Annotated in this window: 18 protein-coding genes, 1 tRNA gene and 1 pseudogene; 3 read left to right on the forward strand and 17 right to left on the reverse strand. The window is 41.9% G+C overall.

Translation table 11 applies throughout. The annotated features are described in order from the left end of the window. Window positions 1-2: 2 nt before the first annotated feature. The 10 genes from SOR_RS06190 to SOR_RS06235 form a co-directional block, all read right to left on the reverse strand. Complete coding sequence (locus SOR_RS06190) at window positions 3-425, reverse strand: hypothetical protein (RefSeq protein WP_000648435.1); 423 nt, start codon at window positions 423-425, stop codon at window positions 3-5. 12 nt (window positions 426-437) lie between these two features. Continuing rightward, window positions 438-860 (reverse strand): hypothetical protein, encoded by a 423-nt coding sequence (locus SOR_RS06195; protein WP_000805167.1) that lies wholly within the window; start codon window positions 858-860, stop codon window positions 438-440. Between the two features lie 69 nt (window positions 861-929). Further along, the gene (locus tag SOR_RS06200; protein ID WP_000687347.1) at window positions 930-1,484 is read right to left on the reverse strand and encodes a hypothetical protein; all 555 of its coding nucleotides are present in this window, start codon (window positions 1,482-1,484) and stop codon (window positions 930-932) included. A gap of 20 nt (window positions 1,485-1,504) precedes the next feature. Continuing rightward, window positions 1,505-1,738, reverse strand: coding sequence for an Imm74 family immunity protein (locus SOR_RS06205; RefSeq protein WP_000703147.1), 234 nt, complete (start codon window positions 1,736-1,738; stop codon window positions 1,505-1,507). 211 nt (window positions 1,739-1,949) lie between these two features. Next, window positions 1,950-2,021, reverse strand: a tRNA-Arg gene (locus SOR_RS06210). A 42-nt stretch (window positions 2,022-2,063) separates the two neighbouring features. Continuing rightward, the gene (gene rplS, locus SOR_RS06215; protein WP_001068669.1) at window positions 2,064-2,411 is read right to left on the reverse strand and encodes a 50S ribosomal protein L19; all 348 of its coding nucleotides are present in this window, start codon (window positions 2,409-2,411) and stop codon (window positions 2,064-2,066) included. Window positions 2,412-2,529: 118 nt separating this feature from the next. Further along, the gene (gene crcB / locus SOR_RS06220; protein WP_000237401.1) at window positions 2,530-2,859 is read right to left on the reverse strand and encodes a fluoride efflux transporter CrcB; all 330 of its coding nucleotides are present in this window, start codon (window positions 2,857-2,859) and stop codon (window positions 2,530-2,532) included. After that, a complete protein-coding gene (crcB, locus tag SOR_RS06225) occupies window positions 2,853-3,227 on the reverse strand; it encodes a fluoride efflux transporter CrcB (protein WP_000712107.1) in 375 nt (124 codons plus the stop codon). Before crcB (SOR_RS06225) ends, crcB (SOR_RS06220) begins: the two co-directional genes overlap by 7 nt. Further along, the gene (locus tag SOR_RS06230) at window positions 3,224-3,490 is read right to left on the reverse strand and encodes a chorismate mutase (RefSeq protein ID WP_000362437.1); all 267 of its coding nucleotides are present in this window, start codon (window positions 3,488-3,490) and stop codon (window positions 3,224-3,226) included. The genes crcB (SOR_RS06225) and SOR_RS06230 overlap by 4 nt, the downstream gene beginning before the upstream one ends. A 117-nt stretch (window positions 3,491-3,607) precedes the next feature. Next, window positions 3,608-4,051 carry a flavodoxin gene (locus tag SOR_RS06235; protein ID WP_001162125.1) on the reverse strand — a complete coding sequence of 148 codons (444 nt, stop codon included), beginning with the start codon at window positions 4,049-4,051 and terminating at the stop codon, window positions 3,608-3,610. Between the two features lie 103 nt (window positions 4,052-4,154). Here SOR_RS06235 and SOR_RS06240 point away from each other — a divergent pair, with 103 nt between their 5' ends. From SOR_RS06240 to SOR_RS06250, 3 genes are all read left to right on the forward strand, one after another. Next, window positions 4,155-5,099, forward strand: coding sequence for a DHH family phosphoesterase (locus tag SOR_RS06240; RefSeq protein ID WP_000401792.1), 945 nt, complete (start codon window positions 4,155-4,157; stop codon window positions 5,097-5,099). A 107-nt stretch (window positions 5,100-5,206) separates the two neighbouring features. After that, window positions 5,207-6,076: a hypothetical protein gene (locus SOR_RS06245; protein ID WP_000414500.1), complete on the forward strand. Its 870-nt coding sequence runs from the start codon at window positions 5,207-5,209 to the stop codon at window positions 6,074-6,076. Between the two features lie 163 nt (window positions 6,077-6,239). Then, window positions 6,240-6,482 (forward strand): type B 50S ribosomal protein L31, encoded by a 243-nt coding sequence (locus tag SOR_RS06250; RefSeq protein WP_000710762.1) that lies wholly within the window; start codon window positions 6,240-6,242, stop codon window positions 6,480-6,482. Between the two features lie 42 nt (window positions 6,483-6,524). Here SOR_RS06250 and SOR_RS06255 read toward each other — a convergent pair. The 7 genes and pseudogenes from SOR_RS06255 to SOR_RS06285 all read right to left on the reverse strand — a co-directional run bounded on the left by SOR_RS06255 (window position 6,525) and on the right by SOR_RS06285 (window position 14,573). After that, window positions 6,525-6,845, reverse strand: a pseudogene (locus SOR_RS06255) (heavy metal-binding domain-containing protein). 124 nt (window positions 6,846-6,969) lie between these two features. Further along, window positions 6,970-10,146 carry a carbamoyl-phosphate synthase large subunit gene (gene carB, locus SOR_RS06260; protein ID WP_013670249.1) on the reverse strand — a complete coding sequence of 1,059 codons (3,177 nt, stop codon included), beginning with the start codon at window positions 10,144-10,146 and terminating at the stop codon, window positions 6,970-6,972. Between the two features lie 448 nt (window positions 10,147-10,594). Continuing rightward, window positions 10,595-11,674, reverse strand: coding sequence for a carbamoyl phosphate synthase small subunit (locus SOR_RS06265; protein WP_000166842.1), 1,080 nt, complete (start codon window positions 11,672-11,674; stop codon window positions 10,595-10,597). Window positions 11,675-11,723: 49 nt separating this feature from the next. Then, window positions 11,724-12,647 (reverse strand): aspartate carbamoyltransferase catalytic subunit, encoded by a 924-nt coding sequence (locus SOR_RS06270; protein WP_001293853.1) that lies wholly within the window; start codon window positions 12,645-12,647, stop codon window positions 11,724-11,726. 18 nt (window positions 12,648-12,665) lie between these two features. Continuing rightward, complete coding sequence (gene pyrR / locus SOR_RS06275) at window positions 12,666-13,187, reverse strand: bifunctional pyr operon transcriptional regulator/uracil phosphoribosyltransferase PyrR (RefSeq protein ID WP_000850018.1); 522 nt, start codon at window positions 13,185-13,187, stop codon at window positions 12,666-12,668. A gap of 213 nt (window positions 13,188-13,400) precedes the next feature. Further along, a complete protein-coding gene (gene nth / locus SOR_RS06280; protein WP_000244437.1) occupies window positions 13,401-14,030 on the reverse strand; it encodes an endonuclease III in 630 nt (209 codons plus the stop codon). Then, the gene (locus tag SOR_RS06285) at window positions 14,031-14,573 is read right to left on the reverse strand and encodes a YceD family protein (protein WP_000773201.1); all 543 of its coding nucleotides are present in this window, start codon (window positions 14,571-14,573) and stop codon (window positions 14,031-14,033) included. Between the last annotated feature and the right edge of the window lie 73 nt (window positions 14,574-14,646).

The following is a 14,646-nucleotide window of genomic DNA, read 5'->3' on the forward strand; positions in this document are numbered from 1 at the left end:
CCTTACTTAAATGGCGATACATAATCATCTGGAAGTTTGCCTCTCCAGTCAATCCATTTCTGTTCAGCAAGTGGAATTAATCTTTCAAGCTCTTCTTGAGTAAATAAATCTCTAGTTTCAGGTAAATCAATTAAAGATGTAGGACTCTCTTCTATGAATCGTTTCTCACTAGCCTTCTTTTCTTCTTCTGTCGGTGGCCAACAATCGTTCTGAAGTTTACTTAATATTTCTAACTGCGTTCTCTCCCCACTTTCCAGTAAGGCAAATAACTCATTTGGTAATTCATAAACCACTCGCTGAGGGGCAATTCCTCCCTCCTCAGTAACGTAATAAAGATGATTGCCATCTCTCCAAATGTGCTGACCATAACCTTTTACTTCTTCGAACTGGATAACATCTTCCCATTGTAGGTTTGTTGCTTTCATTTTATACCTTCCTTACTTAAGTGGTGATACATAATCATCTGGAAATTTGCCTTCAGATTCGATCCAAATCTTCTCTGCAATAGGCATTAATTCTTTTAATTCTTCTTGTGTAAAAAGTAATTGATTTTTCGGATTAGCTATCAGTATCTTTGGTCGTTCTTTGGCTCTTCCTCTTTTTATTTTATTGATTTCTTCTTCCGTCGGTGGCCAACGATCGTGCTTAATCTTCCAAGATATTTCGAGTAGCGATCTCTCTCCACTTTCTAATAAGGCAAACAGCTCATTTGGTAATTTATAAACAACACGCTGAGGGGCAATTCTTCCCTCCTCATCAACATAATAAAGATGATTACCATCTCTCCAGATATGCTGACCGTAACCTTTTACCTCTTCAAATTGGATAACATCTTCCCATTGTAATTTTGTTGGTTTCATTTGTATTCTCCTAGTGCAAGTTTTTCTCTCAACCAGAATATCATAAAATCAGGCTTCTTTTTCTCTTCCTCAATAGGCGAAGCCATCTTTTACCCATCTTCTAGTTTCTAAGTCTAAATTAAAATAGAAATCACTTCGGCCAGAACTATCAAAACAATCTTCATTAAGAGCTTCACATACAATTCTCAGTTTTTCTTTACTTATCTCAGAAATGTATAGCATTGTATACCCTGCAGGAGATTCAATTTGGTCGATTCTCTCACCTTCTAAATTATAAACCTCTAGTTCTGATGGAACATCAAAATCGCTGGATGAGCGAAATATGCTCAAGATACGCTGATATTTAGGGCTAAAGCGAAGACAATGTAAATGATGAAAACTAATCTGATGCTTCCCATTATGATTCCAATCTAGGGTTCCTTCTAGTAGATTTTGTTGCCCTAACAATTTTCCTTCTAAACTAAAGTAGAAAATGATTTTGTTAATGAAATTTTCCCCACTATAAACCATCACCATGTTCTCATCTTTATGATATTCCGCATGAATGATTTCTGGTAATTCTATCTTTATTTCATTGCCATCCCACTCCCATGTGAGCATCTGTTTACTGTAATCAATTTTCATCACCCTTCTCCTACTCTAACTCAGATAAATTCGATCTGAATTGTCTGCTCCGTCATCATGGAGTTCACTTCCTCAACAAGTTTATCTATCTCGTTCTGTGTGATAGGAATGTGATTGTAAGGTGGCTCCCAATTCTGTATGCTTGACCTATATACAATAAAGTTACCAGCAGTCAACAACTCTCCCTCTGCTTTTAAAACATAGCCATTTTCATAGTCAAAAGTAATGTTACCGCTTGACCCTGAAATTTTCATTCTATTTCCTTCTTTACTAAAACATCATTATTCTTCTTAGGAATCTAAATCCTAATACTCAATCCAATCCCATAATAAGGAGAGAAATTCCCCTCCAAATAAGCACTTATACTTTCTCCTATTATACCACACCTCCATTTTCATCTGAAATGGTTTCTATTTTAAGACAAGAAAAAAACACTGATCATTCAGTGCTTTTTGATTGAATTATTGCCCCCTGCAGGAATCGAACCTGCAACTACTCCTTAGGAGGGAGTTGTTATATCCATTGAACTAAGGGAGCTAGAGAAAAACCCTGCTGAATGAGCAGAGTTTTTTAGTCGAATTAACGACGGATTTCTTTGATACGAGCTGCTTTACCTTGAAGAGCACGCAAGTAGTACAATTTCGCACGACGTACTTTACCGTAACGAACAACTTCGATCTTTTCAACACGTGGAGTATGGATTGGGAAGATACGCTCAACACCTACACCGTTAGAGATTTTACGAACTGTGTAGTTTTCTGAGATGCCAGCACCTTTACGTGCAATAACAACACCTTCAAAAATCTGGATACGTTCACGGTTTCCTTCGACAACTTTCGCGTGTACACGAACAGTGTCACCAGGACGGAATGATGGGATATCTGTACGAAGTTGACCTTCAGTCAAGCTTTGGATTAATGGATTCATTTTATTCTCCTATCTTTGTCAATCTTGAGGAACCTTCCTCAGCGGATAAACTGTATTTTTGTGCGTCCATTACACACAAGATACAGTTTACCAAATTTCCACCTAAAAGTAAAGAAATTTATAGCAGAATTCCTAAAAAAATCGCTACTAAGCCGCCTATGTAAGTTAAGAGAAAATAGCTATAAAATACCTTCTTGTCACTGAATAGTCTTTGCAGCTCGTCATTCAAGGTTGAAAAGGTCGTCAACCCTCCACAAAAACCTGTCGCTAGAATAGCATAGACTTCCTTGGACTCCACATGATTGTAGAGTAGACCAATTAAAAAACATCCTAGAAGATTAGCTATGAGAGTTCCTAAAGGCAATTTTGAAGGTTGATTATAGCGGGAAAAGAAATAACGCACCAAGGCTCCGAACCCGCAGGCGATTGCAAGATAAACGATTACCATTTCTTCCTCCCTAGAACATAAGCCAAAAGTAGACCTCCACCAATGCTCAAAAGTAAGTAGATGCCTAAGCTAAGATAACGCCCAGTATCAAGCAGTTTTACTGCATCAAGCATTAGGCTAGAAAAGGTTGTCAGGCCTCCACAAAATCCTGTCCCCAGCGCCAAAACCAATCCTTTACTAGTCCCCTTATAGACCAGATAGCCTTTTACCAGATAGATCAGGCAGAATATTCCCAGATAATTGACGAGAAGGGTTCCCCAAGGAAAGTCTGGGCTAGCTGGTAACCAAGTGGAAATGAGATAGCGGGCAAGTCCTCCCACCATTGCAGCTAGAAAAATCCCTAGCGGATAGAATTGTTCTTTCTTCATTTGATATTCTGATCCTGATAATCACGCGAACGTTTGAGAATGTCTGAAAAAGTCGCAACAATGGTCTCCTGATAGCGCTTGTCTTCTACTCGATTTTTGACCTTTTCAAAAATGATTTCTTCTCTCTTAGTATCTAAAATAGGTTTTCCTGAGGCTTTCTTATAAGCAACAACCCCTTCAACTAAGTGCATCCGTTCTTCTAGGAGCTTAACGATTTGGTCGTCGATTTGATCAATTTCTTGCCGAATAATATCTAAATCCATGGCATCTCCTCCTTTATTTGAATTATTGTATCAAAAACCCTCTAAATAGGCTAGTAAAATCCCAAAAAAACTAATAAAAAAACGCACTGACTTCTTCCAGTCAGCGCAGTTTGATTCTTATCCTACTTTTGCAGCCAATTCTTCTGCGAATTGTTCCAAACGTTCGATATCTTCTTCTTCGGCAGAGAGGTCCACTTTAACACACTCTGAACCTTTTTCTGCTCCTGTCGCTACAAAAACACGATCAAAGTCATCAACAGCCTTACAGAATTCGTCGTAGAAGGTATCTCCTGAACCGACCACTCCGTAGATTTTGCCATTCAAGTTGAGATCTGCTAGGTCTTCGTAGAAGTCCATCATCTCATCTGGCAATTCTCCGTCTCCATAAGTATAAGTCGCAACGATCGCAATGTCCGCTTCCAAGAAGTCTGAAGCGTCAACAGTCGTACATTCATCCACATCGACATCCAAGCCCAAGTCACGCAATTTATCTGCTACAATATCTGCAATTTCTTCGGTATTACCGGTCATACTGGCAAATACAATTTTTGCTAATGCCATAACGTCCTCCTCAATTTATCTTTCTCCATTATATCATATCTTTTTCATTTTAAAAATAAAAATTCTTGTGCTACAATGAAATGAGAAAGAATTGAGGTTATTTATGGAAATTTGCCAGCAAATATTAGAGAAAATCAAAGAATACGATACCATTATCATTCACCGTCATATGAAACCAGATCCGGATGCCTTAGGGAGTCAGGTAGGTTTGAAAGCTCTTCTCACACACCATTTTCCAGAAAAGACCATTAAAGCAGTCGGTTATAACGAACCAACTCTAACTTGGATGGCGGAAATGGATACTGTCCAAGACAGTGACTACAAAGGAGCTCTTGCGATTATTTGTGATACAGCGAATCGTCCTCGTATCGATGATAAACGCTACGAACAAGCTGCTTTCACCATCAAAATCGATCATCATCCAAATGATGATATCTATGGTGACCTATCATGGGTGGATACAAGTTCAAGCAGTGCCAGTGAGATGATTGCATTATTTGCTCAAGAAAATCAGCTAGCTTTGTCTAGTGAAGCGGCACGACTTCTCTATGCAGGAATTGTCGGGGACACAGGGCGTTTTCTCTACCCGTCAACTAGTGCCCGTACCTTTAGAATAGCTGGCCAGCTCCGAGAAATTGATTTTGACTTTGCTGGATTGTCTCGTCAAATGGATACCATGAGCTTCAAGATTGCAAAATTGCAAGGGTATGTCTATGATCACTTAGAAGTTGATGAGAATGGGGCTGCACGCGTTCTGCTTACTCAAGACATCTTGGAAAAATATAAGGTTACGGATGCTGAAACAGCAGCGATTGTTGGGGCACCTGGTCGAATTGATACCGTTAAGGCTTGGGCTATTTTTGTTGAACAAGCTGATGGCCACTTCCGTGTGCGAATGCGCAGTAAAATCACTCCTATCAATGAGATTGCCAAAGAACACGACGGAGGAGGACATCCATTAGCCAGTGGCGCCAATTCCTATAGTCTAGAAGAAAACGAACAAATATACCAAGAGCTGAAAGAGGTTCTACAGATTCACCAAGGCTAAGAAAGAATTTTCTTGGCCTTTTATATGCTATATTCTTAAAATATACGGTTTCTTTGTACCTCAGTTTATGGTATAATAAATCAAACTGAATAAAAGGAGACTTAATAATGGAAAAAAATCGTTTGTATATTCTCATTTCTGCTGGAGTAGCCATCCTTGGTTCACTTTTGCCATGGGCTAGTTTAAATGCAGGTTCTTTTGGATCCTATAGCGTGAATGGTTACCAAGGTGATGGGTGGTTTGTCATTATCGCCGCTATTGTGTCTATTGTTCTTGCTTGCTTGAATAATATGAATAAAGCAATGCCTAAAGGGTTCTCAATTGGTGTCATTGTTGCGGGTGCAATTGCAACTCTCGTCACACTAAATAGTCTCTTTAATGTAAATAAGTACATGTCTAACTTTGGTGGATACGGCATTTCAATCGGCTTTGGTTTGATTTTAGCTCTTCTTGCTAGCATTGCACTAGTTGTAACTGGTCTCTTGGCAATGTCAGGTGGTAAAATTACAAAAGAGTCATTTACTGAATTAGCTGAGTCTGGTAAAGATTTTGCTCAAACTGTCGGACGTGTAACAAGCTCTACCGTTAAAACTGCGGTCGAAGAAATCAAAAAAGAATCTCAAGAACGTAAAAAAGAAGAAACTACTGCTGAAAAAACAGAGACAGCTAAAGAGGAAACCGAGAAAAAAGAAGAAGCTAAGGAACCAGCTAATGTGGAAGCTGAATCAGCAGCAGAAAACACAGAGCCAGTAAAAGAAGAAACTACTGAATCTGAATCTGAAACAAAAACAGAAGCTGAGCCAGTAGCCAAACCAACAGAAACAGAGGCTGAAGCTGAAACTGTAACAGAATCAACAGAAACAGAACCTACTGAATCTGAAAAAAAAGCTGAATCAGCAGCAGAAAACGTAGAACCGGTAAAAGAACCAGAAGTAAAAAATCAACAAGAAGAAAAAGCTCCAAAACAAGAGAACTAATCATTCTTCTACCGTCACTCCAGTAAACACTGGAGTGATTTTTTATCAAGATTTTTAATAAAATCAGGGAAAAGACTTGCCAAACTTATCAGAATCTGATAGACTAGTATGGTAACAATCTATGGCTCGCAAAGAGACCATGGCAGAAAGGAAATATTGCAAAATGAAAAAAGATATCCATCCAGAATATCGCCCAGTTGTCTTCATGGACACAACTACTGGTTACAAATTCCTTAGCGGTTCAACAAAACGCTCTAACGAAACTGTTGAGTTCGAAGGCGAAACTTACCCATTGATCCGTGTGGAAATTTCATCAGACTCACACCCATTCTACACTGGACGTCAAAAGTTCACTCAAGCAGATGGACGCGTGGATCGTTTCAACAAAAAATACGGTCTCAAATAAGAATAAAAAGAACAGTTTGCACTGTTCTTTTTATTCTTCAAATCAGGGCTCAAGCACCACTGCTGTTCCACTACAGGTAACCATCAGCATACCATTCTCTGATCCCAGAGTTTCATTGTCCATCTTGACCCCTATGATGGCATTTACGCCACGTTAACTCGCAGGCGCCATCATTTCTGCTAAGGCTTCTTCTCTCGCTTGGGTCAATTCGCCTTCATAACTACTAGCACGACCGCCAAAAATATTACGGAAACTAGCCGCCATATCTTTAAACATATTAACCCCAGCAACCACTTCGCCAAAGACAATTCCTTTGTATTCTAGAATTTTCTTTCCTTCGATCCCCGTAGTTGAAATAATCATATTTAGGTTCTCCTTGCTTCTTTTAGAACATTGTAACCCCCTTCATTGTCTTTGTCAAGAAATTCCTTATTTTTTTATACTCCCATCAAAAAAGAGAAGACTTGGAGTCTTCTCTTTTTTTTAGTTAAATCGCTTCTGTGACAAAACTACGACTTTCTAGCACCTTGAGCATGGCATTAGCTGTATCTAGGGCTGTGAAGAGGGGTACACCGTGTTCAATGGCTGAACGACGGATTTGCTCACCATCTTCGTCAGCAGTTCGTTTGGTTCCGACAGTATTGATGATCGCTTGGATTTTCCCTTTGCGGACAAAGCTTGGGATATCCTGTTCATCGTCACCAATCTTACCAACAGGTTGGGCTTGAAGTCCATGACTGGCAAAGAAGGCTGCTGTCCCTTCTGTCGCAAGGATACCATAACCGATATTTTGGAAACGACGAGCCAAGTCCAAGGCTTCATCTTTGGCATCATCAGCGATGGTAAAGACAACATTCCCAAAGGTTGGCAAGTGTAGGTAGGAAGCTTCAAAGGCCTTGTAGAGAGCTTTTTCCAAAGTAGTATCAGAACCCATAACTTCCCCTGTTGACTTCATTTCAGGCCCGAGCAAGCTGTCTACCTTAGCTAGTTTCGTAAAGGAGAAGACTGGAGCCTTGATATGAACGCGAGTGCTTTCTGGGTAAAGTCCATCCTGGTAACCAAGTTCTTCGAGACTTTGACCAAGAATGAGCTTAGTTGCTACCTGTGCCATAGGGATATTGGTTACCTTAGAAAGGAATGGAACCGTACGGCTTGCACGAGGGTTTACTTCAATGACGTATACTTTCTCATCCTTGATAACAAACTGGATGTTCATCATCCCAAGACAGTTGAGGCCGATGGCTAGGCGTTTGGTGTAGTCTGCGATGGTTTCCTGAACCTTTTGCGACAAGGTTTGTGGAGGATAAACGGCCATTGAGTCACCTGAGTGGACACCGGCACGTTCGATATGTTCCATGATACCAGGGATGAGGACATTTTCCCCGTCTGAGATGGCATCGACTTCACACTCTTGCCCAACGATGTAAGAATCGACAAGGACTGGATGGTCTGGACTGGCCTTAACAGCGGTACGCATGTAAGAACGAAGGTCTTCTTCGTTTTCGACGATTTCCATAGCACGTCCACCCAAGACATAAGATGGACGAACGAGGACTGGGAAGCCAATCTTGCGAGCAGCAAGCACTGCTTCTTCTTCATTGGTAGCCGTTTGTCCTGGTGGCTGTGGAATATCCAAGTCTTTGAGGGCTTGCTCGAAGAGGTCGCGGTCTTCGGCACGATCCAAGTCAGCTACTTGGGTACCAAGAATGGTCACACCTGCTTTTGCCAAAGGCTCTGCAAGGTTGATAGCTGTTTGACCACCAAACTGAACAATAACGCCTTTTGGTTGCTCCAAATCAATGACATTCATCACATCTTCGAATGTCAATGGTTCAAAGTAGAGCTTGTCAGATACAGAGAAGTCCGTAGAAACGGTCTCTGGGTTTGAGTTCATGATGATAGCTTCATAACCAGCAGCCTGAATCGCCTTAACAGAGTGAACGGTCGCGTAGTCAAACTCAACCCCTTGTCCGATACGGATTGGACCTGAACCTAGGACTAGGACGGATTCCTTATCCGACTTGATAGACTCATTTTCCCATCCATAGGTTGAATAGAAATATGGAGTTTCAGAGTCAAATTCTGCCGCACAAGTATCGACCATCTTGTAAACTGGGACAATCTTATTTTCCAAGCGAAGTTGGCGAACTTGGTCAGCTGTCGTTTTCCAGAGTTCAGCAATCTTGCGGTCTGAGAAACCATTAAGTTTAGCAGTTTTCAAGACTTCTAGATCTTGTGGATGGGCACCTAATTCTTGCTCAATTTCAAAGATGTGCAAGAGTTTATCTAGATAGAAGATATCAATCTTGGTCAATTCAGCAATTTCTTCTGGTGTGTAGCCACGGCGAATGGCTTCTGATACGTAGAAGAGACGATCATCTTGAGCCTTGACAACTTTTTCAATCAAGGCATCATCAGAAACAGATGCAAGTTCAGGCATTTCATTGTGATGAACCCCAATTTCAAGTGAACGACATGCCTTGAGAAGTGATTCCTCGATGTTACGACCGATAGCCATGACTTCTCCAGTTGCCTTCATCTGAGTTCCAAGACGACGCTCACCTTTTTCAAACTTGTCAAATGGGAAACGTGGAATCTTAGCAACGACGTAGTCAAGGGCTGGTTCAAACATAGCATAGGTTGAACCTGTAACTGGGTTGATGACCTCATCCAGGGTCAAACCAACGGCAATCTTGGCAGCCAATTTGGCAATCGGATAACCCGTCGCCTTAGAAGCAAGGGCTGACGAACGCGATACACGAGGGTTTACTTCGATAACATAGTACTTGAAGCTATGCGGATCAAGGGCCAGCTGAACGTTACACCCACCTTCAATCTTAAGGGCACGAATGATGCTCAAGCTCGCGTCACGTAACATTTGGTTTTCATAGTCTGACATGGTTTGCGCAGGGGCAAATACAATGGAATCCCCTGTGTGAATCCCAACGGGGTCAAAGTTTTCCATGTTACAAACAACGAGGGCATTATCAGCTGAGTCGCGCATGACTTCGTATTCGATTTCCTTGAAACCTGCGATTGAACGCTCAATCAAACATTGAGTAACAGGTGACAGTTTCAACCCATTTTCAGCGATTTCACGCAATTCTTCCTCGTTGGCACACATACCACCACCAGTACCACCTAGGGTAAAGGCTGGACGAACGATAACAGGATAGCCGATTGACACCGCAAAGGCAACAGCTTCTTCCACTGTGTTGACAATTTCAGATTCAGGGATTGGCTGCTCAAGCTCTTCCATCAATTGTTTAAAGAGGTCACGGTCCTCTGCTTGGTCGATGGCAGACAATTTAGTACCTAGAAGCTCTACTCCAAGCTCATCTAGGATGCCGTTTTTAGACAATTCCATGGCCATATTGAGCCCTGTCTGACCTCCAAGAGTTGGAAGTAAAGCATCTGGGCGTTCCTTACGGAGAATACGTGTCACAAATTCCAGTGTAATCGGTTCGATGTAAACCTTGTCCGCAATCTCCTTATCCGTCATGATGGTGGCAGGGTTTGAATTCACCAAGACGACCTCATAGCCTTCCTCTTTCAAAGACAAGCAGGCCTGGGTCCCCGCGTAGTCAAACTCAGCAGCCTGACCAATAATAATCGGACCAGAACCAATCACCATAATTTTTTGAATATCAGTACGTTTAGGCATTTATAAGATATTAAGGGCGTCAAGCGGACAAAGCTAAAATAGGAGTTATGACGAAGAACTGTCAGTTCTAGGAATAACTATCTTTTTAGCAATGTCCGTAGCCCGTATTCAGTTCAGCAAATACGGACCACCCTTCTCCTTTCTATTCGGCAACTCTCAGGTTGCCATTAAATAAATTCTCCGACGATTTTTTAGAGAAACGATATTTTTCGATAAAAAATCTAGTGCAGGGAGTTTTTAGTTCGCCCGATAGCGACTAAAAGAAACGACCTGCCTTTCTATTCGTCGCCTCACAGAGCGACATTAAATAAGATACAAAGGACGAATAGAAAGCAATTGAATTTTAGGAAACCAAGGAAAGATTGACAATCCAAGTTGGTTTCTCTAAATTCCGAGCTTTCCGTCCGTGTTCAGTTACATAAATTCTCCGACGAGCTTTTACTCGTTTTTAGTTTGCTTGTTTAAAAGCTTCCATCATCTCGATAAATTCGTCAAAGAGGTAGCTAGCGTCGTGTGGACCGGGAGCTGCATCTGGGTGGAATTGTACAGAAAAACCTGGTTGGTATCTGTGGCGAACTCCTTCAACTGACTTGTCATTGATTTCTTCGTGGGTAATGATCAAATGCTCTGGCAAGTCCTCACGGCTGACTGCATAACCATGGTTTTGGCTGGTAAAATCTACGCGTCCTGTAGCAATTTCACGTACTGCGTGGTTAAAGCCACGATGACCAAACTTCATCTTGTAGGTCTTAGCCCCGTTTGCCATGGCAAAAAGTTGGTGTCCCATACAAATTCCGAAAATTGGAATTTTCCCTTGAATACCACGAATCATGTCCAGTGCTTCTGGAACGTCTTCTGGGTTACCTGGACCATTTGACAACATAACTCCATCAGGATTGAGGTGGAGAATTTCTTCTGCCGTTGTTGAATACGGAACGACGGTCACGTTACAGTTACGCTTAGAAAGTTCACGTAAGATTGAGTGCTTGAGACCAAAGTCTACTAAGACCACACTCAAACCAACTCCAGGAGCTGGATAGGAAGTTTTAGTAGAAACCTGCTTGATATTGTCTGTCGGCAAGACTGTTGCTTGGAGCTGATCCGTCACATGGTCCATGCTGTCCCCGACGTGAGTCAAGGTTGCACGCATGGTACCATGCTTACGGATAATCTTGGTAAGTGCACGCGTATCAATCCCTGAAATACCTGGAATTTTCTTAGCTTTCAAAAATTCATCCAAGGTCATTTGGTTGCGCCAGTTGCTAGCTCTACGTGCCTCTTCGAAAACAACGACTCCCTTACAAGTTGGAATGATGGATTCATAATCATCACGATTTATTCCATAATTTCCCACCAAAGGATAAGTGAAAGTCAAGATTTGTCCATTATAAGACTGGTCTGTAATGGATTCTTGGTAGCCGGTCATCCCTGTGTTAAAGACGATCTCACCTGTTACATCAATATCTGCTCCAAAGGCCTTGCCTTCAAAAACTGTGCCATCTTCTAATACTAGAAGTCTTTTTGTCATATTTTCACCTCTCGTGGACGCTCACTGGCGTCTTTTAACGTCTTGTGTTTTAGTTGGCGTTCCTACTCGCCAATACGGATTCTAAGATTGCCATTCGAACAAAGACACCGTTGGTCATTTGTTGGACAATGCGTGATTTTGGTGCTTCAACCAAGTGGTCAGCAATTTCCACATCTCGATTAACTGGAGCAGGATGCATAATGATTGCTGTTTCTTTTAAGCGATTATAGCGTTCTTGGTTCAAACCGTGTTGAGCATGGTAGTCTTCTTTTGAAAAAACTGCTCCACTATCATGGCGTTCATGTTGAACTCGGAGTAACATCAAAACATCCACCTGATCAACAATCTCATCAATAGTTACAAACTGTCCATAGTCCGCAAACTCTTGACTTCTCCATTCCTCAGGTCCTGCAAAGAACAGTTCAGCTCCCAAGCGTTTCAAAATCTGCATATTGGATTTGGCAACGCGTGAGTGGTCCAAGTCGCCTGCAATAGCAACCTTGAGACCCTCAAAGTGGCCAAATTCCTCATAAATAGTCATCAAATCAAGCAAGCTCTGGCTAGGATGTTGTCCCGAACCATCCCCACCATTGATAATGGAGGTCGTAATCGATGGACTCGCAATCAACTCTCTGTAATAGTCAACCTCTGGGTGGCGAATCACACAGACATCCACTCCTAGAGCAGATAGGGTCAAGATGGTATCATACAGTGTCTCACCCTTATTGACCGAACTAGTCTTCACATCAAAGTCCAGTCGCTCCAATCCTAGCTTAATCTCTGCCACTTCAAAGGACTTATGTGTCCGTGTAGAATCTTCAAAGAAGAGATTAGACACGATAGGTTTGTTCTCGTAGGGAAGTTGGGCTCCATTTTTAAACTCGATCCCTCGTTTGATCAATTTCATCACTTGATCAACTGTAAGGTCTTCCATAGAAACCACATGGTTCAATGCTTGTTGATTTTCTGACATGGCTACTCCTTCAGCTTTCTAAGCTTCTTCAGTAATCAGAACTCTGTCTTGGCCATCAAGTTCTGTCATCTCTACGATGATTTCTTCAGAACGACTGGTTGGGATATTTTTCCCAACGTAATCTGGACGGATAGGCAATTCTCTATGTCCACGGTCAACTAGCACCGCAAGACTCACGCGCGCAGGACGACCATGTCCGACAATGTTATCGATCGCAGCACGGATGGTACGACCTGTATAGAGTACATCATCCACCAAGATAACTTCACGGTCAGTCACATCAACAGAAATCAAAGAAGTATCTTCTCCACTTTTAACATCATCACGGAAAGGCTTGGTGTCCAATTCCACAACAGGAACAGTGATATTTTCCAACTGCTCCAAGCGTTCTTTGATACGATGAGCGATGAAAACACCACGCGTTTTTATCCCCGCTAGGATAATTTTATTCAAATCTTTATTGCGCTCGATAATCTCATAAGTAATTCGCGTAATCGCTCGTTTGACAGTCAATTCGTCTACAACTTCTTTTGTCTTCATGACAAACCTCCAAAAAGAAAAGTCTCCTTCTACAAGGAGACTTGAAATGTATAGCCAAGCGAGCCCTACTGTATACAGTATAGACCTCACCCTTCTACTTTATCATCGCGCTCCTTGCCTGCCTCACGGGACAGGTTTAAAGGACTATTTAGTTACCATTTACTATAGCACAAAGCGCCCTTAAAATCAAGCAAAAACTTTTTCAAAGTCCCCTTAAACATTACTAAAATCATACAGTTGGGGATAGTGGTCACATTCTGGATTTTTGGGATGACAGATAGCTCGTCCAAAGTAAATCATGGCCTGGTGAGCTGCTAACCATTCTTCTGGTGGCAGAACGTCCATGACACGTTTTTCTACTTCAAGTGGCGTAGCTGATTTTTTAACGATATCGTGATGTTTACAGATACGCTCCACATGAGTGTCCACTGCAAAGGCTGGGATTCCAAAGCCCACACTCATGACGACATTTGCTGTTTTACGACCAACACCCGCTAGACTTTCTAATTCCTCTCGAGTCTGAGGCACTTGACCATCAAAATCGTCTAGTAACTGTTGGGCACATTTTTTAAGGAATTTGGCCTTATTTCGATACAGTCCCAGGCGAGAAATGTGTGAAGCAATTTCACTCTCTGTCGCTACAGACATGGCTTGCGGCGTTGGAAAAGCAGCAAAGAGACCTGGCGTGGCCTTATTTACCGCTGCATCTGTGGTCTGAGCTGACAACATCACCGCAACCAGTAGTTCAAAATGATTGGTAAAATCAAGACTAGGCTTAGCATCTGGAAAGAGGGCAATAATTTCCTCTATGACATGACGGGCACGTTTCTTGGATAAAACCATCTACTCGTCTCCATCAAACAGTCCTTGCAAGCCAGCAAATGGACTGTTTTCTTCTTTCTTGACTGCTTGTTGAGCTTGATATTCGTCTTCAGTCATGATTTGCCAGTCATTTCCTGACACAAAACCTTGGCCCGCCTCTTCTTCTGCCGTCAAGACCTTGATTGGGATATTGAGCAAGATATTATCTGCTACGCTCTCAGCAAGGTCGATTTCCCCATTTTCGATAGGCAAGACCAAGTCATCGTCTAGAACTTCCTGGTCCAGTTGGTTGGTCGCTCCTTCCATGAAAACCTCTGTGACTGGATAAGACTCAGCCAACTCAACTGGCTCCATACTGCGGCTGGAAGCAAGGACAATAGTATATGACAACTGATAGTCTAAGAAATACAGACGGTCTTCGTACTGGGCCTTTCCCACTGCTAGGATATCTTTGACATCTAAAATTTCTTGATTCCGTTTACGCAAGTCTGCGACAAGGTCTAAAGTTTGTTCAAAGTGTAGGCCTTCAGGCTGCTTACGAATTTCTTGAATATTTAACTTCATATTTCCTCCATAAAGATGTATTCACTTGATTATACCATGAAAAGGTTATAAGTCAGCTTTCCAAACTTTTATA

This window comes from Streptococcus oralis Uo5 (genome assembly GCF_000253155.1).
GTDB lineage: Bacteria > Bacillota > Bacilli > Lactobacillales > Streptococcaceae > Streptococcus > Streptococcus oralis_L.

Excerpts from the sequence above, each read along its gene's own strand:
- SOR_RS06235 (WP_001162125.1), bottom strand. The coding sequence starts at position 4,051 with ATGGCATTAGCAAAAATTGTATTTGCCAGTATGACCGGTAATACCGAA.
- SOR_RS06250 (WP_000710762.1), top strand. The coding sequence starts at position 6,240 with ATGAAAAAAGATATCCATCCAGAATATCGCCCAGTTGTCTTCATGGAC.
- SOR_RS06230 (WP_000362437.1), bottom strand. The coding sequence starts at position 3,490 with ATGGATTTAGATATTATTCGGCAAGAAATTGATCAAATCGACGACCAA.
- crcB (WP_000712107.1), bottom strand. The coding sequence starts at position 3,227 with ATGAAGAAAGAACAATTCTATCCGCTAGGGATTTTTCTAGCTGCAATG.
- nth (WP_000244437.1), bottom strand. The coding sequence starts at position 14,030 with ATGGTTTTATCCAAGAAACGTGCCCGTCATGTCATAGAGGAAATTATT.
- SOR_RS06200 (WP_000687347.1), bottom strand. The coding sequence starts at position 1,484 with ATGAAAATTGATTACAGTAAACAGATGCTCACATGGGAGTGGGATGGC.
- SOR_RS06265 (WP_000166842.1), bottom strand. The coding sequence starts at position 11,674 with ATGACAAAAAGACTTCTAGTATTAGAAGATGGCACAGTTTTTGAAGGC.
- SOR_RS06285 (WP_000773201.1), bottom strand. The coding sequence starts at position 14,573 with ATGAAGTTAAATATTCAAGAAATTCGTAAGCAGCCTGAAGGCCTACAC.
- rplS (WP_001068669.1), bottom strand. The coding sequence starts at position 2,411 with ATGAATCCATTAATCCAAAGCTTGACTGAAGGTCAACTTCGTACAGAT.
- crcB (WP_000237401.1), bottom strand. The coding sequence starts at position 2,859 with ATGGTAATCGTTTATCTTGCAATCGCCTGCGGGTTCGGAGCCTTGGTG.
- SOR_RS06240 (WP_000401792.1), top strand. The coding sequence starts at position 4,155 with ATGGAAATTTGCCAGCAAATATTAGAGAAAATCAAAGAATACGATACC.
- SOR_RS06190 (WP_000648435.1), bottom strand. The coding sequence starts at position 425 with ATGAAAGCAACAAACCTACAATGGGAAGATGTTATCCAGTTCGAAGAA.
- SOR_RS06245 (WP_000414500.1), top strand. The coding sequence starts at position 5,207 with ATGGAAAAAAATCGTTTGTATATTCTCATTTCTGCTGGAGTAGCCATC.
- carB (WP_013670249.1), bottom strand. The coding sequence starts at position 10,146 with ATGCCTAAACGTACTGATATTCAAAAAATTATGGTGATTGGTTCTGGT.
- SOR_RS06205 (WP_000703147.1), bottom strand. The coding sequence starts at position 1,738 with ATGAAAATTTCAGGGTCAAGCGGTAACATTACTTTTGACTATGAAAAT.
- pyrR (WP_000850018.1), bottom strand. The coding sequence starts at position 13,187 with ATGAAGACAAAAGAAGTTGTAGACGAATTGACTGTCAAACGAGCGATT.
- SOR_RS06195 (WP_000805167.1), bottom strand. The coding sequence starts at position 860 with ATGAAACCAACAAAATTACAATGGGAAGATGTTATCCAATTTGAAGAG.
- SOR_RS06270 (WP_001293853.1), bottom strand. The coding sequence starts at position 12,647 with ATGTCAGAAAATCAACAAGCATTGAACCATGTGGTTTCTATGGAAGAC.